The organism is Runella salmonicolor, from assembly GCF_024158025.1.
GTDB classification, from domain to species: domain Bacteria; phylum Bacteroidota; class Bacteroidia; order Cytophagales; family Spirosomataceae; genus Runella; species Runella salmonicolor.
Map to the genome: position 1 here is coordinate 273404 of NZ_JAMZEL010000007.1, position 23505 is coordinate 296908.

Consider the following 23505-nt stretch of genomic DNA (forward strand, 5'->3'; position numbering starts at 1 on the left):
TTCTCTTAAACTTTACTTAAAAATAAACTCCAATAGAACCTTTTTGAAGCTATGGCCGCGATTTCTTTGAATGTCAACGGAAAAAACTTTTCCCTTGATATTGACCCCAAAATGCCGCTCCTCTGGGCAATCCGCGATTTTGTAGGACTAAAAGGTACCAAATTTGGCTGCGGAATTGCGCAGTGTGGTGCCTGTACCGTTCATTTAGAAGGCAAACCTACCCGTTCATGTGTGCTTCCTGTGCAGGCCGTAATTGGTAAAAAAATTACGACGATTGAAGGCCTCGGCACCGAAGAAAATCTGCATCCAGTACAACAGGCGTGGATTGAGGAGCAAGTGCCGCAGTGTGGTTATTGCCAGTCGGGCCAAATCATGGCGGCAAGTGCTTTGTTGAAAGAAAAAGCCAACCCTACCGATGCCGATATTGATTCTGCTATGCGCGGCCATATTTGTCGTTGTGGTACGTATGACCGTATTCGTAAAGCGATTAAACGAGCGGCAAAAGATACGCCTAAAGCCGACGTAACTGGCGGAAAATAAACCACAACTTGCACATCAACAGTGATGTGTCATTAGGCAAAAAAAAGACAAAAAAATGAGCAATCGTAGAGATTTCATAAAAACACTTGGCTTATCATCGGCGGGTCTGATGATGGGCCTTTCGGCTTCCTCTAAGCCAACGGTCATTCATTTAAACGGAGCAGGGCCATCCGCATTGGCCCTCGAAATCAATCCATTTATTGTGATTGAGCCAAACGGGAAAATCATTTTGATTAATCCGCGACCTGACATGGGTCAAGGTTCCACGCAGGCTGTACCGTCGCTGTTGGCTGAAGAGCTTGAAGTGCGCCTCGACCAAGTAACTATTTGGCAGTCAGATGGAAAAGGAAAGTACGGCGACCAAACCTCGGGCGGAAGCAGCAGCGTGCGTGCCTTATGGAAGCCAATCCGTCAGGCAGGAGCTGCTGCCCGGGAAATGCTGGTGAAAGCCGCCGCTCAGCGCTGGAGCGTTCCTGAAAGCGAGTGTTATGCCAAAGAAGCCAAAGTTTTCCACAGACCGAGTGGAAAATCGTTGACTTACGGAGAAGTAGCCGACGAAGCCTCAAAATTTGAAGTACCTAAAAACCCCGCACTCAAAGAGGCCAAAGACTTTAAGATTGTAGGAAAATACGCCCCCCGACTCGACGTACCAGCGCGGGTAACAGGCAAGGCCGTTTTTGGTATTGACGTTGAAGTACCTGGAATGGTTTATGCCGTCATGATTCACAATCCCCATATTTTTGGAAAAGTAGTATCGATTGATGATACAGAAGCACTCAAAATCAAAGGGGTACAAAAAGTTTTGAAGTGTGAGCGCCCAATGCCTCACCGCACGGCCGAAGCCGTGGCAATCATCGCAGATAATTATTGGGCGGCCTTATCGGCCAAAAAAGTGGTAAAAGTCCAGTGGGACAACGGAACAGTACCCCATACCTTAACTACCGATGCTTATTTCAAAAAATGCGCGGAAGCGGCTACCAAAGAAGGCCTAAAAGGTGAAGAATCGGGTGATTTTGCAGCGGCATTTGCGGGTGCAGCCAAAAAATTGGAAGCACTTTATGAAACTCCGTTTTTGGCACACGCACCAATGGAGCCAGAAAATGCCATTGCGCACGTAAAAGAAGACGGTACGGCGGAAGTTTGGGCGCCGATTCAAGGGCCAGATTGGGCCTTGCGCGACTTGGCTGGGTATCTCAAAATCAAACCCGAACAAATAAAAATAAACGTAGCGTTGTTGGGCGGAGCCTTTGGCCGTAAAGCTTACCATGATTTTTTGTTGGAAGCCTGTTTTCTTTCGAAAGAAGTGAAAAAACCAGTCAAATTGGTTTGGACGCGCGAAGATGACATCACCCAAGGGCCATACCGCCCCGGTATGATGGCGCGGATGCAGGGAGGGGTTGATGAGAAAGGCAATATTGTAGCCTATCACCACCATCCTATTGGAGAATCTATTCAGTTTCAGGTATTCAAAGCGCCAAATGATAAGCCAGACGATTGGATTTGCGGGGAATTGAGCCAAAAAGAACAAAAATATACGATTCCAGCCTTCAAAGTGTCGTTTACGCACGTCGATACTGAGATTCCGATTGTGTGGTGGCGCTCCGTATATGCGTCCAATTTTGGGTTTAGTCAGGAAGGGTTTTTGGACGAACTTATCCATTCGGCGGGCAAAGACCCATTGAAAGCGCGTCTGGAAATAATGACCGATGAGCGATTCAAAAAAGTGCTCGAAACATTGGGAGAAAAAGCCAAATGGGGCGAAAAACTTCCCGCTGGACACGGAAAAGGCATCGCTGTTTTTAAATCGTTTGGTAGTATCAGTGCGTGTTGCATTACAGTAGCCAAGCACGGAGCGGGCGTAAAAGTGGAAAAAGTGGTGTCGGTCATTGACTGCGGTCATTACGTAAATCCGGACAATGTGAAAGCCCAAACTGAAGGCAATATTGTGATGGGTATCACGGCGGCGGTTAAAAAAGGAGTGACGTTTACGCACGGGCAAGCCGACCATACCAATTTCCATCAATACCATGTAATGCGTTTTAACGAAATGCCGGCGGTTGAGATTCATATCATAGAAAGCGGCGCCGAACCAGGTGGAGTAGGTGAGCCAGGATTGCCTCCGATAGCTCCGGCGCTGGCCAATGCCGTTTTTGCCGCAACGGGCAAACGCATCCGAAAATTGCCGTTTGATTTGAATACGTTGGCGTAGGAAACGGAACACTTTCCAAGTCTTCAAGACTTGGAAAGTGTAAGTGTATGGATATCATACCAAAAGCGGCTTTCGGGCCGCTTTTTTTGTGGGTCTGTTTATCTTGTAAAGTTTTTATATATCTTTGCAATTCGGTATGCTTGCATACTAATAAAACCTAATTGCTGAACCTTCTAACTGCTTAACTGTCAATGGCCCAGTACTATAGCCGTCGTAACCTTAATTTTCTTCTCTACGAAGTATTTAATGCTACCGAGTTAACGCACTACCCCTACTACAGCGCTCATGACCGCGAAACGTTTGACATGACGATTGATGCCGTCACCCAGATAGGCGATACTATCATGTTTCCGCATTTTCGTGATTTGGACCGAAACCAGCCAGAACTGAAAAATGGCAAAGTGACCGTTCACCCCAAAGTAGGCGAATACCTCAAAGCAATGGGCGACGCGGGACTGATTGGCACGGGCTTTTCTTTTGAAGACGGCGGCCAGCAATTGCCCGAAATAGTTAATTCTATTCTTGGGTTTATTTTAATGGCAGCTAACAACGGCATGATGTACACTGGCCTTACTTCGGGGGCGGCCCGGCTGATTGCCTCGTTTGCTTCGGAAGAATTAAAACAAACCTACGTAGAAAAAATGCTGGGCGGAAAATGGCAAGGCACGATGGCCCTGACCGAACCTCAGGCAGGAAGTTCATTATCTGATATTACGACCTCAGCTACTCCGCAGGCAGACGGCTCTTACCGAATCAAAGGCCAAAAGGTCTTTATTTCGGCTGGAGATCATGATCAGTGCGAAAATATCATTCACCTGATGTTGGCACGGATTGACGGTGCGCCCAAAGGTACCAAAGGCATTTCTCTTTTTATAGTACCCAAATACCGCCTTGACGGCACCGAAAATGACGTAACTTCTACAGGAATCTATCATAAATTAGGTCAACGGGGTGTTCCTGCCATGCACCTGACCATGGGTGACCGCGATGATTGTCACGGCTGGTTGGTGGGCGAACCGCACCGAGGGCTTAATTACATGTTTCAGATGATGAACGAAGCCCGCATCGGCGTAGGAATGACGGGCGTGGCAATTGCTTCGGCCGCGTATGGGGCTTCGTTGCAATACGCCAAAGAGCGTCCCCAAAGCCGTCGATTGAATGAAAAGTCGGCCTTGGATAGCCCTCAAATTCCAATCATTCAACATCCAGATGTAAAACGAATGTTGCTGCTGCAAAAGGCAATCGTGGAAGGTTCACTATCACTTTTGATGGAAACTGCCCGCTGTACCGATATTGCTCACGCGAGTGAAGACCCCGAAGAGAAGGAAAAATACCATTTGATGCTTGAATTGCTGACGCCAGTGGCAAAAACCTATCCGACCGAAATGGGAATGGTGGCCGTGAGCAATGGACTACAAGTGCTAGGAGGATATGGTTTTACGGAAGATTTTCCGTTGGAACAGCTTTACCGTGATATTCGTATCACGCCGATTTATGAAGGAACCACTGGCATTCAGTCGCAAGATTTGCTTGGTCGTAAGATGACTATGAAAGGCGGTAAACCTGCGCAATATCTTTTTGGGGAAGTGGCCAAAACCATTGCCGAAGCAGAAAACCACGAAACCCTGAAACCTTACGCCCAAAAATTGAAGGCTGAATTGGCCCGTTTGCAGGAAGTAACGATGGCTTTGATGCCCTTTGCCATGCAGGGCGATATTGAGCGATTTTTGATGGATGCGACCCTATACATGGAAATGTTTGGTATCAGTACCGTGGCGTGGCAGTGGCTGAAGCAGGCCGTTGTGGCGCAGCGCACCATTGTTACACAAAATCCTGACGGCGAAGAGCTGGCGTTTTACGAAGGAAAAATTCATACGATGAAATTCTTCTTCCATTATGAAGTCCCCAAAACGCTTGGATTGGCGGTGCGTTTAAAAGACAACGAAGTATTGACAATTGCCACTGAAAAAGAGGTGATTTTGTAACGATATGGGGTTCATACCCAAAAAATTTTATCATCAACTAAAAACCGAAGCAACAGTCCCGACATTTGTCGGGATTTGTTGTTTATAAGGGAGTTTGGGTTTATGTTTGCGCCTGAACCCTCACTCATCACCTACCATGATTATTGGCATTGGCGGACGTAGCCGATCTGGAAAAACGACGTTTGCCGAAACATTGGTTTGGCATTTTCGTGCTCAAAACAAACGGGCACTCGCTCTGCACCAAGACGATTTCGTTAAAATTCTTCACGACATTCCCCTCATTCGTGACCGTACAGATTGGGAAACGCCAGAATCCATTGATTTTGAGTTATTAAGGAGAGCTACTGCGTTTTTGCATCAGGATTTTGAGGTACTCGTTATCGAAGGGATTTTAGCATTTGCTGATGATGATTTGAATGCGTTGTATGATTTTTGCTTTTTCACGCATATTTCAGAAGAAACGTTTCGTATTCGTAAAGCCGCCGATACACGCTGGGGCGAAGAGCCTGTTTGGTATATCAATCATATTTGGGAAAGCTTTTTAAAATATGGGCAACCTCCCCAAGAGTTGAAGAACCTGATGGTCATAGATGGGGAAAAACCGTATCAAATGGGGGAAATAGAGGAATTTTTGCGCCATTTTGACAAATAATTTTATTATAAATGGCCATTTTGTCATAAAAGTGGGCTTGGTACGCTGTTTGAGAATTTAAAAGCAACTAGCCAAGTAGCAAAATGAAAGCAAAAATTCAAATTCCGCAAGAAATTCTGACCGCAATAGATTACGCTAATACAACCAATGGTGGAATGAGTGAACCTAATTTGTCCATCACTCAAGACGAAAAGGGGTATGAAGTACGAATCAAAGCGGCTGGTTTAGGCCCTGATAGTTTTCAGGTAGATGTGCTGAACAATCGTTTGTGGGTATATCATTTGTTGCCCCTCTTTGCAGACCGCCCCGACGGGATGGATAATCTGCAAACTGCCCGTACGCTGGGCAATTTGTTTTTGCCTAATGACGTCAACGTTGACAAAATCGTGGCGCATTATGAGCAGTCAACCCGTGAACTTAACATAACCTTACCCTATAATCATCCGACGCGTAACTTCCGTCGACACATTGATGTGTATATTGAGTAAGGTGTTCATTGTCAATTAACTACGAGGTATATCTCGTAGTTAATTGACGCGAATATTATTTTTTCAAAATCTTAAACTCTACCCGACGGTTGATTTGCTTGCCTTCGTCCGTATCGTTGGAGGCTTTGGGTTTTGACTCTCCGTAGCCTTTGCTTTGCACGCGGTCGGGCTCAATTCCTTTTCCAATAAAATACTCTCTCACTGAGTCAGCTCGGTCTTGAGAGAGCTTGATGTTAGAGGCATCGCTTCCTACATTGTCGGTGTGACCACCTATTTCCAATACTAAGCCTGGATTTTCGTTGAAGGTCAGCACCATTCGGTCCAATTCTGGATTAGATTCGGGGCGTATTTCGGCTTTACCCGTATCAAAAAACAAATTATTCAAGACTCCGACGGCGTTGATTTCGATGGGGACCAATTTTAGGTTTGTCCCTGCAACTTCTTTATAATCAGTTACATTCGTTAAATCAATGTTTTGTGCTTCGGCAATAAAGTCTTTCGCAACGGCTCGTACGCCATATTTAATCCCTTTGGGAAGGACAATTTTATATTCGCCCGTTCGGGGATCGGTTTGTGCGGTGCCTACTTCGGTACCGTCGGCCAGGTTTTCATAAATGATGCGTGCGTCAATGGGTTTTCCTGTTTTGGTGTCCAATACCTTGCCGCTCAACAACACCACGGGATCGGGTGCGGGCACAATGGAAGGCTTACTGGGCTCATCGGATTTAATCTTGATTTTTACAATATCTCCTTTGCCGAGCGTATTTTTTTTGGAAACCATATAGGCATAATCGCCCGCCGCGGCAATAGTGTAATAGGCGTCATAGCCGTCGGTGTTGATGGCTGGGCCTAAATTGACGGGCTTAGACCAAACTTTCCACGTTTTGTCAATGCGCTTGGTGTAATAAATGTCATTGCTCCCCTGCCCACCAGTGCGGTCGCTAGAAAAATACAAGGTGGCTCCATCAGCGGCTAAAAAAGGTGTGGTTTCGGTAAAATCGTCGGTATTTACGTCAAGGCCCAAACTCATTGGCTTGGTCCACGTGCCGTTTTTTTGTTGAAAGCTTACATAAATATCATCTTTGGTACTTTTCTTTTTCTCGCTAAATGCCATCACCAGCGTTTTACCGTCGTTTGATAAAAATCCGCACATATATTCCCCTTTACTCATTCCTTCTAGCCCCGCAATATTGAGTTTTTGGGGGGCCGACCAACCATTGGCCGTGCGTTTGCTAAACGAAAAACCACGGGTTTGGTAAGTGCCTTTTTCATAAGCACCCATGATAAGTAATGTATTACCGTCGGGAGTGATGCTGTAAGCGCAATTGTATTCTTCTTTGTTAATAGGCGCAGTCATGCGACGAGCCAAACCCCATTGGTTATTGACGAGTTCAGAAAACCAAATATCTTGGCTACCTTCCAATCCATGTGCGTTTTGGGGATGGCTTACCCGCGCAAAAAACAATGTTTTACCGTCTGGAGAGATAACTGGATTGATTTCATTGTATTCAGAATTAACAGAATTGCCCAGATTTTCTACCTTTGGCTGGCTAAAGGCAATAAATGAACAAGAAAGTGAGTGAATGAGTAAATAATAAAAGGCCGTTAGCTTTGGATTCATCACAAATGAAAAGTTAGGGAATAACATCACCGCAAAGAGCGAATTTCGTACCATTTTAACGAATTTGCAGATAAAATTGATATTCAAATTGTTTTTACTGTAAAACTTCCCCTTTGACTGGTAGTAACCTTGTGTATTTCCTTAAAAGTTGAACGGACATTATATGGAATCAATCCCCTCACGTGAACCTGCGGCGCCCACCGAACTGCCTCCCAAATACTATTTGGATTACTTCCTGTTTTTGGTGACGTTTGTAGAAAGGCTGTATGGTGATATTCTAAATACCAATGAAAAAGAGTTTATCCGAGGTTTTCGGGCGTTATCCGAAGATGCGCAATGTCTGTTTGTGCGTTTTAGTAATCGGCGCGGGTTGTTTTTTCGGACGAGTAAGCTGAAATACAACGAAATAGAAGATATTCCTGCCGCTTTGTATGAGTTGGAAGACACAGGTTTTATCAAAGAACTGAGCGCCCAGCACGAAACCTATGCGCTGGAAATCCTCAATTTATTTACCAAAGAAGAATGGATTAAGCTGGCCCCGCCCACCGAACTCTCGCTCAAACCCCTCAAAAAACCTGACTTGATTCGCTATTTGAATCATACTTATACGTTTGGTTTGTTGGTAGATCAAATCAATTCTGGAAATATGTCTGACGGTTTAAAACCGTCGGACATATTTCCAGATACCGTCATTAAAGTAGGGTTTGAGGTGGAAGTAATGATGCTAAAATTCCTGTTTTTCGGTAATCGACACGCTGATATGACGGAGTTTGTGGTGCGTGATTTGGGCAAAGTAAACTTTGAACGCTACCGCGACGATGCCTACACGGCCCGGTTTCCTACGCGCCAAGATGCCGAAGACAAGCTCATGGTGTCGCTGACGGCGGAGCAATTCTACGAAATGCAGGAAGCCGCGACCCCTCCTGAGGAAATTTTTGACTGGTTTATGAACTGGCAGGCGTCGATTCATACGCTGGGAGAGGTGGCACAATCAGGATACATAAAATTGATTAATCGGATTGGGATGTATTTGGAGCGGCAAAAATTGCCTGAACAAGCCCTGACAGTCTACCAACTGACCGACCATATTCCTTCGCGGGAGCGGCGGGTGCGATTGCTGCATCGAATGGGCTATTTGGAAGAAGCTATTGCTCTCTGCGAAGCCATTGCCCAAGACCCTCAAAATGCCGACGAGCGCTTTTTTGCCCTTGATTTTCGGGAAAAAATAGCCAACGCCAAGAAGCGCGTCAAGAAAAGTGTGACGCGGTTTTTGCAGGATTCGGAAAGTGTACAGATTTCGATTGATTTTAAATATCGGGTAGAACAGGGGGTGGTGGAGCACTTTATCAACAACGGTCGCGTGGCGGTTCATGCCGAAAATTACCCTTGGCGTGGACTGTTTGGGCTTATTTTCTGGGATATTATCTACGATACCAACGTTCAAGCCATTCACCATCCGTTGCAACGAATGCCTTCTGATTTTTACCAACCTGACTTTTACCGCAAGCGTGTTACACAAATTCGACAACGGTTGTCGGAGTTGGAAACCTCCGAAAAAATAGCGCAGATATTGGAAAGTACCTTCATCGAAAAATTCGGCATTGCCAACGTATTGGTAGATTGGAACGAAGTATTGTTGGAATTGGTAAAACTCATGGCGCTGAATTTAACACCGATGCAACTACGGGCAATTTTGCTCGAAATGGCGACCAACCTCCGTGAAAATACGCGCGGTTTTCCAGATTTGATGGTTTGGGATGAAAAGGGTTTAGAACTCATCGAAGTAAAATCTCCTACCGACCATTTATCCTCTCAACAACTCCACTGGATGCATTTCATGGCTGATTTAGGCGTAAAAGCAAGGGTTTTACGAGTCGAATGGGAAATGCCAGCCGCGTCTACAAATCATCAGGCCATTTAAATAACAAGCCCCCTCTCCTTGGATAAGAAGAGGGGGCGAGCGAAGCGAGGAGGTGAGATTACACCTTCAAAAATACCTTTTTCTTATACAGGAACCACAGCATCAGCCATTCTACAATAACATAACCAATGGCGTAGAATACTTTTTGGTAGGGTTCAGAAAAATACTTGACAATACCCCGAAAGAGACGTTCGGATGTATGTTCAAAATCAATAAAGTGTTGCGCCATGTAAATCAAAATGGAATTCATGCCGATAACTGCCAATACCCAAGCGTAACGATTCCACCCCTGTACGTCGATGAGCCAGTAAAAAATGGATAAAAGAATGAGGCTCCATCCGCCCACCGTCATCACAAATGAACTAGTCCACAGGTTTTTGTTGATGGGAAAAACATAATCCCAGAGTTTTCCGATAATCAGAAAAAGAATGCCCGCTACAAACAAAAACAATACTTTTTGGGTACGGGATGTGGAGCGTTCGTCGGCACGGAGTAGATTTCCCGCAAAAATCCCCAATAAACCCGTTGCAATGGCGGGAATGGTAGAAATGAGTCCTTCGGGGTCGTGAATATCTTTGTGCAGATGGCCTGGAATAATTAAACGGTCGAGGTAGCTGACGGGATTACACTCCATGGTCATAAGCCCGGCACCGCATCCCGGCACGGGAACCAACATCACAAAAGCCCAATATCCAAGCAGTAGACTTACAAACCAGATGTATTGGGTTCGGGTACTTGTATACAGATAAATAATTTGGGCAAACATCCCTGCCAGACCGATACGCGCCAATACGCTCGGGAATCGCATGTCTTCCAAAGGTCTGATTTGTAGACCATTGTTATAGATAACTCCCAAAATAACCAAGGTCAAACCCCGTTGAATTACTTTACGTAACATTTTTCCTTTGTCATCCCCGCGTTCAAGACGAGTGCCCAACGAATAAGGAGCCGAAACCCCCGACAAGAAAAGAAACAAAGGGAAAATAAGATCGTAGGCGCGAAAACCGTTCCACTCGGGGTGGGAGAGTTGCTCCGCCATCACAATGGCGACCGACCAGCCAGTAGCTTTGGCCAAAAGGTGAAAGATTTCTTCGCCGCCAGTAATCCAAAACATATCAAAACCGCGCAGGGCGTCCAAAGACAATAGCCGATGCGGCCGGGTATCGGTAGAAGGTTGACTCATAGGTTAAGGGTAGATGAGTAGTGAGTATTTAGATAAAGGTTGAAGGAACGGTTATTTAACTTTACTCAAAAGCTGGGGTGATGTACTATCGGCGTTATCCTTCAAATTTTACCCTTACGTGTGAACCATCACAATAGGGCTTGTTTCCAGAATGACCACAGCGGCAAAAAGCCGTTACCTGCGATTTTTTGGTTTCATTGCCTGCGGTATCTTTCACTTTCAAATTGCCGTATACCAACAAAGGTCCGTTCGACAAAATTTCCACTACTGTATCGCCTTCCAGTTCTACGGGGCCTTCTATTTCATTGTTCATAAAATAAGATAGCGCTCCCGAAGGACATTTTTTTATCTGTTCCACAATGGCTTCGGTAGTGCCGCCTTCGGGCGTGACCCACGGGCGTTTGCGAGGGTCAAAAACTGTGGGTAGTCCTTTAAAACAAATGGTGGAGTGAATGCACATGTGGGGTTGCCACACGACCGTCACTTCACCATTGTCGTATTTTTTGGTAATCTGCTTTTCCATTTTCGTTGGCGATAGATTTTAGAAGGTATTGGGTTGTGTTAAAAACAAATCTAACTAAATCCTCCTAAATCAAAAAATTCAACGATTAGGCTGGCATTCCTTCTTTCATGCGCTCGGCATTTTCAGCAATCCGCAGCTGTTCAATAAAATCGCCGATTTCACCGTCCATCACTGTTGGTAAATTATAGACGGTGTAACCGATGCGGTGGTCTGTTACGCGGCTTTGGGGATAATTGTAAGTCCGGATTTTATCCGAACGGTCACCGCTGCCTACCAGACTTTTACGTTGAGAAGATACCGCGTCGTTTTGTTTCTTCAACTCCATTTCGTAAAGTTTTGAACGCAGCATGTTCATGGCGCGCTCGCGGTTTCCGTGCTGACTACGCTCTACCTGACACACCACCACAATGCCCGTTGGTTTGTGGGTCAACTGTACTTTGGTTTCTACTTTGTTAACGTTCTGACCACCAGCACCTCCCGAACGGGATGTGATGATTTCGATGTCAGCAGGGTTAATTTCTACTTCTTCAACGTCTTCTACTTCGGGCATCACGGCCACGGTAGCCGCCGAGGTGTGTACACGGCCCTGTGATTCCGTGACTGGAACGCGCTGTACGCGGTGTACGCCTGATTCAAATTTGAGTTTTCCGTAGACGTCTTCGCCAGTCACGCTCGCAATGATTTCTTTATAGCCGCCCGTACTTCCTTCCGTAAAGTCCATAAGTTCCATTTTCCAACCCATACGGTCGCAAAAACGCTGGTACATCCGGAACAGGTCTCCCGCAAAAATGGCCGCTTCGTCGCCGCCGGTACCGCCTCTGATTTCGAGGATTACGTTGTGGCTGTCGTTGGGGTCTTTCGGGATGAGCATTTCTTTGAGCGTTGCTTCAAGTTCATCGGCTTGTGGCTGAAGCTCAATAAGTTCAGCTTTAGCCATGTCACGCATGTCTTCGTCACTCTCCGTTGCAATCAAGTCCTTTGCTCCGTCAATATCGCTCAATACTTTTTTGTAGGCTTGATATTTCTGAACAATCTTGTCCAGGTCTTTATACTCTTTGCTTAATTTTGAGAAGCGTTTTTGATCAGCCATGGCTTCAGGTTGCACAATTCGCTGTGCAATTTCATCAAAACGCTCTTTTATGGCCTCTAACTGTTCTAACATTGGTCATTAATGGTTAATCGTTATCCGATAACTTGCATGAGTACTAACGGATTCAAACCACAAAGTTACGATTTTAACTCCATACTTGGATGGAATTTGGCTCACAGACGCGGCACTTTAGCTTAGCTCGTATATCTCGTAAACGCTCTATCACCTAAATCTTAATTTTTTAGACTATTTTGAGAGACAATTTTTAACAATGGTATGCTTGCATACTTTTTTTTTTTACTTTTGAAGGGCAAAATTCATCCGATTATACATTTACTAATTCATAATTACATAAATGAACCGCAGCATTAAAAAAGTAGCCGTATTAGGCTCGGGCATTATGGGGTCGCGCATTGCGTGCCACTTTGCTAATATTGGCGTAGAAGTATTGTTGTTAGACATTGTTCCTAAAGAACTTAACGCCGCCGAACAAGCCAAAGGACTGACCTTAGAGCATCCTGCCGTGCGCAATCGCATTGTCAATGAGGCATTTCAAAATACCTTGAAATCCACGCCAGCCTCTTTATACAGCCCTAAATTTGCAAGTCGGGTCAAACTCGGGAACTTTGACGATAACTTAGCCGAAATCAAAAATTACGACTGGGTACTGGAAGCGATCGTAGAGCGGTTGGATATCAAACGATCATTGTTTGAAAAGGTCGATGCGTTGCGCAAACCCGGCACCCTCATTACATCTAATACGTCTGGAATTCCGATTCATTTAATGTCGGAAGGGCGCAGTGACGATTTTCAACAGCATTTTTGCGGAACGCATTTTTTCAATCCGCCGCGTTATCTGCGTTTGTTTGAAGTAATTCCTGGGCCAAAAACAAATCCACAAATCCTTGATTTCCTGCTGCATTATGGTGATTTGTTTTTAGGAAAAACGACTGTGCTCTGCAAAGATACGCCCGGATTTATTGCCAACCGGCTTGGTATTCATGCCTTGGTTGAAACGATTCGTATTGCCGCTGAAATGGGCTTGACGGTAGAGGAAGTTGATAAATTGACTGGGCCAGTGGTAGGACGTCCAAAATCGGGTACCTTCCGTTTGTCGGATGTAGTGGGTTTGGATACGACGGTCAACGTGTGCAACAATCTCGTACAGATGCCGCATGATGAGTCGCGCGCGGCGTTTGAATTGCCACCTATTATGGCCAAACTCATGGAAAACAAATGGCTGGGTGATAAAACGGGGCAAGGTTTTTATAAGAAAACAAAAGACGAAAAGGGCAAAACCGTTATTTTGGCGCTCGACCTCGCTACGTTGGAATACAAGCCTTCCGTGAAGGTGAAATTTGCGACGTTGGAAGGGACTAAAACCATTGACGACCTCAAAAAACGTTTCGGCGTATTGCTCAAAGGCACCGATAAAGCGGGTGAATTTTATCGTCGCACTTTTGCGAGTGGGTTTCGCTATGCTTCCAACCGCATTCCTGAAATTTCGGATGAACTTTACCGCATCGACCAAGCCATTTGTGCAGGATTTGGCTGGGAAATGGGCCTTTTTGCTACTTGGGATGCCATTGGAGTAAAGAAAATGGTTGAAATCATGGAATCGCTCGACGCCAAGCCAGCACAATGGGTCTATGATATGCTGGCGGCGGGCAACGAAAGTTTTTACAAAGTCCAAAACGGGCAAAAGCTGTATTACGATATTCCTTCGCAGTCGTACAAAGCCATTCCGGGGCAGGAGGCATTTATTATTCTCGAAAATAAATCCCAAAATATCATCTGGAAAAATGCGGGGGCGTCTATTTATGACTTAGGTGATGGCATTGCGGGCGTAGAGTTCCATTCCAAAATGAACACCTTTGGCGCCGAAGTAGTCGAAGGTCTCAACCGTGCCTACGCCGTAGCGGAAAAAGACTTTCGCGGATTGGTGGTAGGAAATGATTCCAACGAAGCGTTTTCGGCGGGAGCCAATTTGGCCATGTTGTTCATGTTTGCAATTGAGCAGGACTATGACGAAATCAACATGATGATTGCTCAATTCCAGCAAACCATGATGCGGGCGCGGTATTCATCTATCCCCGTCGTGACGGCCGCGCACTCGTTGGCATTGGGCGGCGGTTGCGAATTGAACTTACATGCAGATAAAGTAGTAGCTCATGCCGAAACCTACATGGGACTGGTGGAATTGGGCGTTGGCCTGATTCCTGCTGGGGGCGGTACCAAAGAAATGGCGCTGCGGTGCTCTGATTTGTACCAAGCCGGCGACCCTGAATTGAATATACTGCAATCGGCGTTTATGAACATTGCCCAAGCCAAAGTTTCCACTTCGGCGCAGGAAGCGGTAGAAATGAACTACATCAAAGCCGACCGCGACCAGATTGTGCTGAACCGCAGTCGCCTGATTGCTGAAGCAAAGCAAGCCGCCGTTGACCTAGCCGAGAATGGTTATACCCAACCTAAGCACCGCACCGACATCAAAGTGCAGGGAAAAACGGGCATTGCGTTGTTTAAAGCAGGTATCGGAAGTATGCGTATGGCGAATTACATCACTGAACACGATGCCAAGATTGCGGATAAATTGGCCTACGTTATCTGCGGTGGAGATTTGAGTTATCCACAAAATGTTACCGAACAGTATCTGCTTGACTTAGAGCGAGAAGCCTTCCTGTCGTTGACGGGCGAAAAGAAAACCATGGAGCGGATGCAGGGGCTGCTGACTGGAGGCAAGCCGCCGAGGAATTAATCTGTAACATTCCAAAGTTTTTAAAACTTTGGAATGTTTGACACCACTAGATTGGAAAGATTTACATTACTGAAAAGTTTTATTCAGCCACCACGCGTTTGCGTCGTGGCTTTTTTTAAATTTGAAATTCTAATGTATCGGTATGAAAAGCTTTCTACCTCAACTCCAATCAATCGCTCAACGCCTTCCTGATCGTCTTACCGAAGCCGATAAAACGGAGTTGGAAGTAATTTATCAACAATGTCTTGAAAAGCTCGATGACTCGGCGGCAATGTTTGGGTATGTGTTGGCCAAAGCCATGCTTAAACACGTAGCGGGCGGGCAGTCCAACGAGCATATTTATGTCCAACAATTTGAAATTCCACAGATTCGACTGTTTGAATTACTGATTCAACAGCTGCCTTTGGCGGCGCTTACGCAAAAGTGCGCCAATGCGTTGTTGGTGGAAAGCTTAAATAATGTAGAAAATCCCGTTCTTTTGGACATTGGCATCGGAACTGGAATGCAAATTGTGAATGTGCTTCAGTTATTGGCACAACAGCCTGATTGTCGGGTGAAGCAGATGACGGTAGTGGGGATTGAACCTTTTGCCGATGCCGTTCAAGCGGCAGAAAAGAATTTTGCGGAGTTGCAGCTCCCTTTTCAGGTACGCTTCACTTCATTTATTGGATTTGTTGAGAAAATGACGTTGGCTGAGATACAGGCATTGTTGCCGACTCATTACGATGCTCTAGTGGTCAATGCGTCTTTTGCACTGCACCATATCCAACAGGCGGCACAGCGTGAAGCGGTTTTTGGGTACATTCGCGACTTGTCGCCCAAAGCTTTTGTTTTGTCTGAACCCATTTCAGATCATTTTGAACCCCACTATGTCACCCGCTTTCACAATGCCGTTAACCATTATGGCCTAGTATTTGAAGTGATTGACAGTTTGGCGATTACAAATAAAGAAAAGGCGGCTTTGAAACTATTTTTTAGTCGAGAGATAGACGATGTATTGGGCCATACCGAAGACGTTCGCGTAGAAAAACAGTACGCCACGCACCAATGGTTGGAGTTATTTAAAACAACAGGCTTTACTTTGGAAAAACTGTTAACTTCGTTTGATGTACAGGAAATGAACGGAGCCATCCTGCGTACCGATTTGACGGAACGTTACGCGGTTGTTTTCAAAAACGAAGAGATTACAAATGTGTTTTTGGCAAGACCCTAACTTCAATATACTCTGATGCTTACACGTCGCCAGTTCTTGCTGACTGCCTCTATCGCCCCTTTTTTGCAAAAAAAAGAGCAAATTATCACGATAGATGGAGCGATTCTCCCACAAAAAATGGGAAAGACGCTCATTCATGAACACCTGCTCGTGGATTTTATCGGAGCGGATAAAATCAGCCCTGACCGCTGGAACCGGGAAGAGGTGCTAAAAACGGTGTTGCCTTATTTATTAGAAGTAAAAAAGCAGGGCGTAAAAACGCTTTTAGATTGTACCCCCGCTTTTCTGGGTCGTGATGTGCATTTGCTGCAATTGGCTTCGCAAAAAAGCGGCTTACAAATCTTGACTAATACGGGGTATTACGGTGCGGTTGACAATAAATATTTGCCAAAATGGGCGTTTACCGAAACCGCCGAGCAACTCGCGGATCGCTGGACCGCTGAATTTGAAAAAGGAATTGACGGCACCGATGTTCGTCCTGGTTTCATAAAAATAGGCGTAAATCCTGGGCCGCTCTCCGAGCTGCATCGAAAATTGGTACGTGCGGCAGGTCTTACCCATTTACGTACTGGTCTGACCATTTGCTCGCACACCGGCCCCGCGTTGGGAGCTTTTGAAGAAATGGAGGAATTGCAGCGCACAGGCGTACACCCAAGCGCTTTTGTGTGGGTTCATGCGCAGGGCGAGTCCAATAAAAATTTGTACACAAAAGCGGCGCAGATGGGTGCTTGGGTAAGCCTTGACGGCATGGGCTGGGGCGATTTTGAAAACTACGCTTCTTGGATAGACCTTCTTAAGTCCAATCGTTTGTTGCACCGTGTTCTTATTTCTCACGATGCTGGTTGGTACAAACCTGGCGAAGCGAATGGCGGAAATTTTGTGGGTTTCACCGCCATTTTTGAAAAAGTGTTTCCTATTCTACGCCAAAAAGGCTTTACGCAAGATGATTTTGACCAACTGCTGATTCGTAACCCTGCTGAGGCTTTTCAAATTCGGGTTAGAAAAACCTGATTTCTGTTTATTCTTCCCTAAAAAAAACCGTTTGGCAAATGCTCAAACCATTGGTCCAAATTGTGTTTGATTACTTGGTAATACATAGTACCTTTGATTCAACATAACAGCCAAAGAAAACAAATACAGCCTTAAAAACATTTAAATACACAAAGCCATGACAACGAAACAATTGCATCGAATCCCTTCAGAAAGTAAAATAGGTGGTGTAGCTGCTGGTTTAGCCGACTATTTTGGAATAGATACTACCTTAATGCGTATTTTGTGGATAGCGTCTTTTTTCGCTTTTGTTCACGTACCCGTTATTGTTTTTTACATAATCCTCTGGGCTATCATGCCTAAAGGAGTTCGTCAAAGCAACAACGAAACGGTCGAAATTCATCAAGTATAAACAGCCTGAAAATCAAACAAAAAGCCGAGTTCACACTCGGCTTTTTTAGTTATTTATTGGTTAGCTTATTGACCAGCCAAGCGGTCATCCGTTCCTGTTGTTCAGGATAAGTCCAGTGACCGGTTTCGAGGGCCAAATGCAATTCTTTGGGAGCCGAAATCACATTATAGGAAGCATACATGGAGGTAGGAGGGCAAGTTTCATCATTAAATCCCCATGAATACGAGCCCGGTACTTTTACCCGACGCGCAAAGTTGACCACATCGTAGTAAGCGAGTGTGGTGATTCTTTCGGGTTTATTGTTGTACGCCACCGCGTTTTTGTCAAAATAATGCGGCCAACCACCCGCGCGGCCTTTTAGATAGCCCGTAACGTCTGATAATGCAGGATAAAACGCCCCCAGCCATTTGACCCGAGGATCAAGCGCTGCCGTAATGATAGAAAGGGCCCCGCCTTGGCTACCGCCCGTAACGGCCAGGTTAGTGCCGTCGTATTGGGGCAAACTCGTCAGAAAATCATTGGCCCGTACACAGCCTAAATATACTCGCTTGTAATAAAAACGGTCGCGGTCGTCGGAGCCGTAATTCATGTAGCCATTAAGTGCGCCAGCCCCTAAGTCAAGATAGTCTGATGGGTTCATCGTAACAGGTATGCCATGAATACCGATTTGCAGGGTAATGATGCCTTTGGTCGCGTTGGCAATATCTCCATAGTAAGCACGGACGCCCGCCCCGGGAACGTGCAGAAGCGCCGGGTATTTTCCTTCTTTTTTGGGTACGCACAAAATGCCGTACAAACGGGCACCGTTGCGGAAATTCTGCAAATTGAGGTGATACACATTCACCGTTTCGGTACAACGCTCTGGCAAAAGAGTCATTTTTGCATCCATTGGTATCTTGGCTAAGTCTGCCTTTGCTGTTTGCCAGAAAGTGTCAAAATCAGCGGGATTATCTACCGTAGGTTGAATGGCGAGTGGGTCGAAGCCTGCCGTGGCGAGGTTTCGGTATTCTTTACCGCCGATTTCGGCAATGGCGATGCAGCGCAGAAATCCACCCGTTTTCATCGTTCCACCGTCAAGCGTGATACTCCCACTGGTGAGCGTAATAGTCTCTTTTTTGGTCGGTTCCATTTTTTCAGGCCCTATTTCATAACGTACACGGGCGTTTTTGACGAGGTTACCATTCTGTAAGACTGAAATGGTAAATTTTACATTTTCGCCCGATTTGTAATTCCAGTCAAAATGGTCGGGAGCGACTACGACTTTGTACAGTTTCTCTACTGGTTGGGCAAAAGCAACCGAAAAGCTCAGGGCGAAGAGAATAATATTCGCTATTTTTTTCATTGAATAAGGGGGTTGAAAGATTTTGCGGCAGAGCCATGATACTTTGGAAATAGGAGCTTTCCACATGACAATGTAAATATACAAAAGCGTTTACCTGTGCATTTCTAAGCACAATTTGTATTTTTGTCGTTCCGAATTTTTTAAAACCACTTTCCATTGTCTTCTGCTTTGCCCAAAGTCGTTGTTTTGCCCGATGCGGGTACTGAAAACCCTTTTCAATACGAATTGGTGCGATATTTACGAAAACATGGAATGACAGTGACCGTTGGTAAGAAATATACATTGGGAAGTACCTTCCAAGCCCTGAAAGCCCACCACCCAGAGGTGCTCTATTATGATTGGGTCCATAGCTTTATTATTGGTAAATCATTGCTGTGGAGCTGGATAAAATCGCTGGTCTTCATGGCCGAAATCCTGTGGGCAAAATCTATCCAAGGGGTCAGAATCGTACATACATTGCACAATCTGCAAAACCATGCGGGGGTTTGGTTAAGTTTAGAGAAGCACGTTTATGGTTTTTTTTTACGTCGCTGCGACTCTATCAGGGTTTATTCGGAAACGACAAAACAACAGGCCATTCGTCGGTTTGGATTGAAACCCGAGGTTGTTTTGGTAATTCAGGATTTACCGTATCATGCATATTATCCTAATGACTCAACCAAATCAGAAAGTCGTGAAAAATTGGGAGTAGACCGAGCGGCTTTTGTGTTTTTATTTTTTGGAGAAATAAAGCCTTACAAAGGCCTTCATCAGTTGTTGAAAGCGTATTCAGCGTTGGGCTCCCTAAATACTTGCCTTGTTATTGCTGGAAAAAGTTACGATGCTGATTATTGGGAATCATTATTGGCCGAAAGTAAGAATATTCCAACCATTCAGTGGCACCATCGATTTATTGAAGATGCAGACGTTCAGTACTTTTTCAATGCGGCGGATGTTGTTGTCTTGCCCTTTGTAAGAATTGACCATTCAGGCTCCGTTGATTTGGCCATGTCATTTGGAAAACCTATCATTACATTGCGAACCGAGGGTACACTTCGGTTGCTGAGCCACCAGCAAGAATTATTATTTGATAATACACTTTACCCGTTAATTGAATGCCTTAAAATTGCCCAAGAGATGAATCTTTTGGCGATTGGCAAAAAAAACTTTGAAATAGCTGATACAACAAATTATCAGGACATTGTGAGGATTTTTGAAGCGTAGAAACAGTAAATGCGCACCCAAAATAGAGAGGCTACGAAAGAAAATGTTCTTTGATTTGGATACTGCTACTGCATCGCCGTACTGCAAACGTTGGTTGCTTGACCACACCACTGTCTTAGAATTTCGTTGTTATCTTATCGTATGCCTAACATGAAACCCTACGCTCAATTAATTGCCAGTCAAGCTTTTATGAATCGTTTGCGTAATATGCGCTTACAGGTAAGGAGTATTCCATACCGAATGGGAGACACCGTGGAGTGTCCCATTTGCCAAAATCATTATAAGGCATTTATGCCTTTTCGCTACCGGCAGAATGCCTATTGTCCGAGCTGTAAATCGCTCGAAAGGCATCGGTACGCCTATCTTACGTTACGCGACCGACTGGGCTTCTATGATGCTCCTCTCAAAAAAGTATTGCATTTTGCGCCCGATACCTGCTTGTCTATGACTGTTAAAGGAAATCAATATATCGACTATCTTACGGCCGATAACATGACTTCATTTACCCACAGTATTACTGATAAGCCTGATTGTGTGATGTCAATTGATGATATTCAGTTTGAAGACAATACCTTCGACGTAGTCATTGCCATTGGCGTGTTAGTGATGGTGCCTGATGATACCAAGGCTATGAGGGAAGTATACAGGGTACTCAAACCTGGTGGATACGCTATTTTTCATGATCCGATTAATTATAAGCAGTCTTATTCGTTTTCAGATACGAGTTTGACGAAAGAAGAGAAGCTGGGCTTGTATCATGGTCATGACCAACGCTGGTACTATGGAGCTGATTATGCCGACCGGATGCGCGCACAAGGATTTGAAATAGAGGATGATACCTATGCTCAACACATAGATAACAAGCGGTATGGGATTTCTCCTAATGAGAAAATCTATATTGCCAGAAAGTAAAGAATGAAAATACTTTTTTGTACCAACGCCTTTGAAAATATTACCAACGGCCCGGTAAGATTTGCCAATATCGTACCCGAAATTAATAGGTTGTTTCCGCAACACGAAATCAGGATTTTAACGGAAGATGTTTCGGAACAACGGCTGAAGGATGTGCCTTATGTGTATAAAGTTTCGCTCAACATTCCCCGTTTGCTCAAGCCGTTGGGGCAGATTTTGCGCTGGTTTATTTATTATCGTCAGATAAAAAAAATCGAAAAACAGTACGATTTTGATGTATTGGTTTTTATTAATTCGTTTAATGGTACATGGGCAAGTTTAGTGTCGTCAAAGCCGACAGTGGGGATGGTCAACGACGAGAAGAATATGTTGGCGACGTGGAAAAACGCGGAACTTACGCCTTTGTGGCTGAAACGGTTTACGTTTCAGCAATTTGAAAAGCTCTCGGCCGTTAAGCATCAACTTGTGATTGCCAATTCGGAATTTTTGAAACAACGCCTCATCAAGACGTATCACTTACCCGAAGCCAAAGTAAAGCGTTTGTATAAATGCATCCCGTTGGAGGGACTGAAATTTAATCCGCAACGCACTTTTGGGGCAATCATCAACGTATTGTTTGTTAAGGCTGATTATTTGGTTGGCAATTTGCCAATGCTGGTGCAGGCCCTTCAAAAAATAACAGAATATCAATTTCGACTGACCGTCGTGGGCCCTGAGCCTCCATTTGAACCGCATTTACGGTCTATTTTTGCTGGTGTTTCTAATGCAACGCTTGATTATGTGGGGCCACAACCTCAGGAGAGAGTATTTGAGTATATGAGTACCTACGATATTTTTTGTGTACCTTCCTATACTGAAGCGTTTGGGGTGGCTAATATTGAAGCACTGGCCCACGGAATATCGGTCATAAGTACATCGGTGGGTGGGATTCCAGAGGTACTAGATAACGGAAAAAACGGTTGGTTGGTAGAATCTGGAAACAGCCAAGCGTTGGCCGATGCCATAACGGAGTGCATTCAAATGCCCGAGTTACGCGTTCAAAAAGCAGAAAATGGCCTGAGTTTTATCCAAAAGTTTTCAAAAGACGAAATGTTACGCAATTTTGTGGAAATGCTTGAATCAGTGACCCGTAAACGATAGCCGGCCGCTCGACTGGTTTTTTGACAAACGGTGAATTGTAAACTCTAAATTAATGCACTGGCGTAATCTGTTTCGGAATCAACAGCATTGGGACTGGCATCTTGTTTTGTACTTTCTCAATGTGTTTTTAGTGGTATTCGGGTATAGCTTGAGAGGGGAGGAGTTTCAGGCGGCAAAACTCTTTCGAACGGGTTTGGTCATTTTTTCCTTGGCAGGTATTATACTGGCCCAAGGGGAAATAAAGTACATCTTCGATAAAAAAAAGAACTGGGTTTTATACCTGTTCCTGTTTTTGAATTTGGTTGTTTTGCCGTTCAGTGTTGATTTTTTGCGCAGTTTTGAACGTATTGTGGCTTGGATTCCCTTTTTAATTTATACCAACTACTTTATCGTCTATCTTTTTGCCCATTATTCCAAAGACGAAGCCAAAATCAAACTATTACAGATTTTTAGCTTGGTATACTTCTATCCTGTGCTAGTAATGCTTATTGCGGGCGTAGCTTTTCAATCTGAGAACGTGTACGGGCAATCAATTGGCTCTTATAAGGCAAACGTAATCGGATGGGGATGTACAATATTCATTGTTATGGGTTTTGATTTGTTTGCCAATCGCCCCATGGCTAAATGGGCCCGTAACCTATTTTTTTTAGTGGTCTTTTTAGCATTATGGGCCATTGTTCTGACGGGTTCGCGCAGCAGTTTTGCTGCTTTGGCGCTCTCTACACTGGTATTGGTGTTGCGCAGCAAACAAATTTCCATTTATCTGAAAGTAGCGGCCACCTTGTGTATTCTTGGGTTTGCCTATTATATCATTGCCAGTCCCGACTCGGTGGTCAACTTGCGGGCGCAGTACGCAGATATTAGAAAGCAGAAAGGAGAAGTGCGGTTTAAATTGGCCGAACAGGCTCTAGGGATATTTATCAACAATCCAGAAGTATTTTTTACGGGGTTTGGATTTGACGGCTTTCGGGCAGGACTCCAGTTTTATGCAGGGATACGAACCGATTTAGCATCGCATAATTCGTACTTAGAAATTCTGTTTTCGGGGGGGATTTTTTCTTTTTTGTGCTTTATTGTTTTTTTTGCCCTCAATGCACTTTTGAAGTACGTACGCTTTGATAGTCAATCCTTTGTTTTTTTGCCCGCGCTGATGGTGATTCCGTACTTTGAGTCTAATCTTAATGCTGGGCAATTTTTGTTTTTTCCCTGGATGACCTTTTTATTTTACTATATTCACCTTTCTTCCCTTCAGTTTCCTGTAGCCGAAATGAATATTTCCAAAAAGAAAAAAATGCAGGCTGCAAACCCCAATTGATGCGTTGT

At 44.8% G+C, this 23505-nt stretch carries 19 protein-coding genes; 14 read left to right on the forward strand and 5 right to left on the reverse strand.

Going from position 1 to position 23505, the window contains the following annotated elements:
- Positions 1 to 51: 51 nt before the first annotated feature.
- The 5 genes from NCI00_RS17880 (at position 52) to NCI00_RS17900 (ending at position 5874) form a co-directional block, all read left to right on the forward strand.
- Complete coding sequence (locus tag NCI00_RS17880; protein WP_114068204.1) at positions 52 to 540, forward strand: (2Fe-2S)-binding protein; 489 nt, start codon at positions 52 to 54, stop codon at positions 538 to 540.
- Between the two features lie 55 nt (positions 541 to 595).
- Positions 596 to 2749, forward strand: coding sequence for a xanthine dehydrogenase family protein molybdopterin-binding subunit (locus NCI00_RS17885; RefSeq protein WP_253529750.1), 2154 nt, complete (start codon positions 596 to 598; stop codon positions 2747 to 2749).
- A 191-nt stretch (positions 2750 to 2940) separates the two neighbouring features.
- Entirely contained in the window at positions 2941 to 4734 is a 1794-nt protein-coding gene (locus NCI00_RS17890) for an acyl-CoA dehydrogenase (RefSeq protein ID WP_253529751.1), read from the forward strand.
- A 136-nt stretch (positions 4735 to 4870) separates the two neighbouring features.
- A complete protein-coding gene (locus NCI00_RS17895) occupies positions 4871 to 5386 on the forward strand; it encodes a uridine kinase family protein (protein ID WP_253529752.1) in 516 nt (171 codons plus the stop codon).
- Between the two features lie 83 nt (positions 5387 to 5469).
- Positions 5470 to 5874, forward strand: coding sequence for an Hsp20/alpha crystallin family protein (locus NCI00_RS17900; RefSeq protein WP_253529753.1), 405 nt, complete (start codon positions 5470 to 5472; stop codon positions 5872 to 5874).
- A gap of 55 nt (positions 5875 to 5929) precedes the next feature.
- Here the strand turns inward: NCI00_RS17900 and NCI00_RS17905 are convergent, their stop codons facing one another.
- Complete coding sequence (locus tag NCI00_RS17905; RefSeq protein WP_253529754.1) at positions 5930 to 7495, reverse strand: OmpA family protein; 1566 nt, start codon at positions 7493 to 7495, stop codon at positions 5930 to 5932.
- A 163-nt stretch (positions 7496 to 7658) separates the two neighbouring features.
- On the opposite strand from NCI00_RS17905, the gene NCI00_RS17910 reads away from it, so the two are divergent.
- Positions 7659 to 9416, forward strand: a complete 1758-nt coding sequence (locus tag NCI00_RS17910) for a VRR-NUC domain-containing protein (RefSeq protein ID WP_253529755.1) — start codon at positions 7659 to 7661, stop codon at positions 9414 to 9416.
- A 58-nt stretch (positions 9417 to 9474) separates the two neighbouring features.
- Here NCI00_RS17910 and NCI00_RS17915 read toward each other — a convergent pair whose 3' ends face one another.
- The 3 genes from NCI00_RS17915 to prfA all read right to left on the reverse strand — a co-directional run bounded on the left by NCI00_RS17915 (position 9475) and on the right by prfA (position 12284).
- Entirely contained in the window at positions 9475 to 10599 is a 1125-nt protein-coding gene (locus tag NCI00_RS17915) for an acyltransferase family protein (protein ID WP_253529757.1), read from the reverse strand.
- 94 nt (positions 10600 to 10693) lie between these two features.
- Positions 10694 to 11122: a (4Fe-4S)-binding protein gene (locus NCI00_RS17920; RefSeq protein ID WP_253529758.1), complete on the reverse strand. Its 429-nt coding sequence runs from the start codon at positions 11120 to 11122 to the stop codon at positions 10694 to 10696.
- Positions 11123 to 11207: 85 nt separating this feature from the next.
- Positions 11208 to 12284 (reverse strand): peptide chain release factor 1, encoded by a 1077-nt coding sequence (prfA, locus tag NCI00_RS17925; RefSeq protein ID WP_253529760.1) that lies wholly within the window; start codon positions 12282 to 12284, stop codon positions 11208 to 11210.
- Positions 12285 to 12567: 283 nt separating this feature from the next.
- Between prfA and NCI00_RS17930 the strand changes: the two genes are divergently transcribed.
- From NCI00_RS17930 to NCI00_RS17945, 4 genes are all read left to right on the forward strand, one after another.
- A complete protein-coding gene (locus tag NCI00_RS17930; RefSeq protein ID WP_253529762.1) occupies positions 12568 to 14970 on the forward strand; it encodes a 3-hydroxyacyl-CoA dehydrogenase/enoyl-CoA hydratase family protein in 2403 nt (800 codons plus the stop codon).
- A 142-nt stretch (positions 14971 to 15112) separates the two neighbouring features.
- On the forward strand, positions 15113 to 16183 hold the full coding sequence (locus NCI00_RS17935) for a GRAS family protein (protein WP_253529763.1): 1071 nt from the start codon (positions 15113 to 15115) through the stop codon (positions 16181 to 16183).
- A gap of 15 nt (positions 16184 to 16198) precedes the next feature.
- Positions 16199 to 17194, forward strand: coding sequence for a phosphotriesterase family protein (locus NCI00_RS17940; protein ID WP_253529764.1), 996 nt, complete (start codon positions 16199 to 16201; stop codon positions 17192 to 17194).
- A gap of 157 nt (positions 17195 to 17351) precedes the next feature.
- Positions 17352 to 17585 (forward strand): PspC domain-containing protein, encoded by a 234-nt coding sequence (locus NCI00_RS17945; RefSeq protein ID WP_253529765.1) that lies wholly within the window; start codon positions 17352 to 17354, stop codon positions 17583 to 17585.
- A gap of 49 nt (positions 17586 to 17634) precedes the next feature.
- On the opposite strand, the gene NCI00_RS17950 is transcribed toward NCI00_RS17945, so the two are convergent.
- A complete protein-coding gene (locus tag NCI00_RS17950; RefSeq protein WP_253529766.1) occupies positions 17635 to 18927 on the reverse strand; it encodes an acetylxylan esterase in 1293 nt (430 codons plus the stop codon).
- Positions 18928 to 19083: 156 nt separating this feature from the next.
- Between NCI00_RS17950 and NCI00_RS17955 the strand changes: the two genes are divergently transcribed.
- The 4 genes from NCI00_RS17955 (at position 19084) to NCI00_RS17970 (ending at position 23497) form a co-directional block, all read left to right on the forward strand.
- Entirely contained in the window at positions 19084 to 20130 is a 1047-nt protein-coding gene (locus NCI00_RS17955) for a glycosyltransferase (protein ID WP_253529767.1), read from the forward strand.
- A 150-nt stretch (positions 20131 to 20280) separates the two neighbouring features.
- Positions 20281 to 21042 (forward strand): class I SAM-dependent methyltransferase, encoded by a 762-nt coding sequence (locus NCI00_RS17960; RefSeq protein WP_253529768.1) that lies wholly within the window; start codon positions 20281 to 20283, stop codon positions 21040 to 21042.
- A 3-nt stretch (positions 21043 to 21045) separates the two neighbouring features.
- Complete coding sequence (locus NCI00_RS17965) at positions 21046 to 22182, forward strand: glycosyltransferase family 4 protein (RefSeq protein ID WP_253529770.1); 1137 nt, start codon at positions 21046 to 21048, stop codon at positions 22180 to 22182.
- 52 nt (positions 22183 to 22234) lie between these two features.
- A complete protein-coding gene (locus tag NCI00_RS17970; RefSeq protein ID WP_253529771.1) occupies positions 22235 to 23497 on the forward strand; it encodes an O-antigen ligase family protein in 1263 nt (420 codons plus the stop codon).
- Positions 23498 to 23505 lie beyond the last annotated feature (8 nt).

Bases quoted from the DNA above. Each gene is read 5' to 3' on its own strand.
- NCI00_RS17880 (WP_114068204.1), top strand. From the start codon at position 52: ATGGCCGCGATTTCTTTGAATGTCAACGGAAAAAACTTTTCCCTTGAT.
- NCI00_RS17885 (WP_253529750.1), top strand. From the start codon at position 596: ATGAGCAATCGTAGAGATTTCATAAAAACACTTGGCTTATCATCGGCG.
- NCI00_RS17890 (WP_253529751.1), top strand. From the start codon at position 2,941: ATGGCCCAGTACTATAGCCGTCGTAACCTTAATTTTCTTCTCTACGAA.
- NCI00_RS17895 (WP_253529752.1), top strand. From the start codon at position 4,871: ATGATTATTGGCATTGGCGGACGTAGCCGATCTGGAAAAACGACGTTT.
- NCI00_RS17900 (WP_253529753.1), top strand. From the start codon at position 5,470: ATGAAAGCAAAAATTCAAATTCCGCAAGAAATTCTGACCGCAATAGAT.
- NCI00_RS17905 (WP_253529754.1), bottom strand. From the start codon at position 7,495: ATGAATCCAAAGCTAACGGCCTTTTATTATTTACTCATTCACTCACTT.
- NCI00_RS17910 (WP_253529755.1), top strand. From the start codon at position 7,659: ATGGAATCAATCCCCTCACGTGAACCTGCGGCGCCCACCGAACTGCCT.
- NCI00_RS17915 (WP_253529757.1), bottom strand. From the start codon at position 10,599: ATGAGTCAACCTTCTACCGATACCCGGCCGCATCGGCTATTGTCTTTG.
- NCI00_RS17920 (WP_253529758.1), bottom strand. From the start codon at position 11,122: ATGGAAAAGCAGATTACCAAAAAATACGACAATGGTGAAGTGACGGTC.
- prfA (WP_253529760.1), bottom strand. From the start codon at position 12,284: ATGTTAGAACAGTTAGAGGCCATAAAAGAGCGTTTTGATGAAATTGCA.
- NCI00_RS17930 (WP_253529762.1), top strand. From the start codon at position 12,568: ATGAACCGCAGCATTAAAAAAGTAGCCGTATTAGGCTCGGGCATTATG.
- NCI00_RS17935 (WP_253529763.1), top strand. From the start codon at position 15,113: ATGAAAAGCTTTCTACCTCAACTCCAATCAATCGCTCAACGCCTTCCT.
- NCI00_RS17940 (WP_253529764.1), top strand. From the start codon at position 16,199: ATGCTTACACGTCGCCAGTTCTTGCTGACTGCCTCTATCGCCCCTTTT.
- NCI00_RS17945 (WP_253529765.1), top strand. From the start codon at position 17,352: ATGACAACGAAACAATTGCATCGAATCCCTTCAGAAAGTAAAATAGGT.
- NCI00_RS17950 (WP_253529766.1), bottom strand. From the start codon at position 18,927: ATGAAAAAAATAGCGAATATTATTCTCTTCGCCCTGAGCTTTTCGGTT.
- NCI00_RS17960 (WP_253529768.1), top strand. From the start codon at position 20,281: ATGAAACCCTACGCTCAATTAATTGCCAGTCAAGCTTTTATGAATCGT.
- NCI00_RS17965 (WP_253529770.1), top strand. From the start codon at position 21,046: ATGAAAATACTTTTTTGTACCAACGCCTTTGAAAATATTACCAACGGC.
- NCI00_RS17970 (WP_253529771.1), top strand. From the start codon at position 22,235: ATGCACTGGCGTAATCTGTTTCGGAATCAACAGCATTGGGACTGGCAT.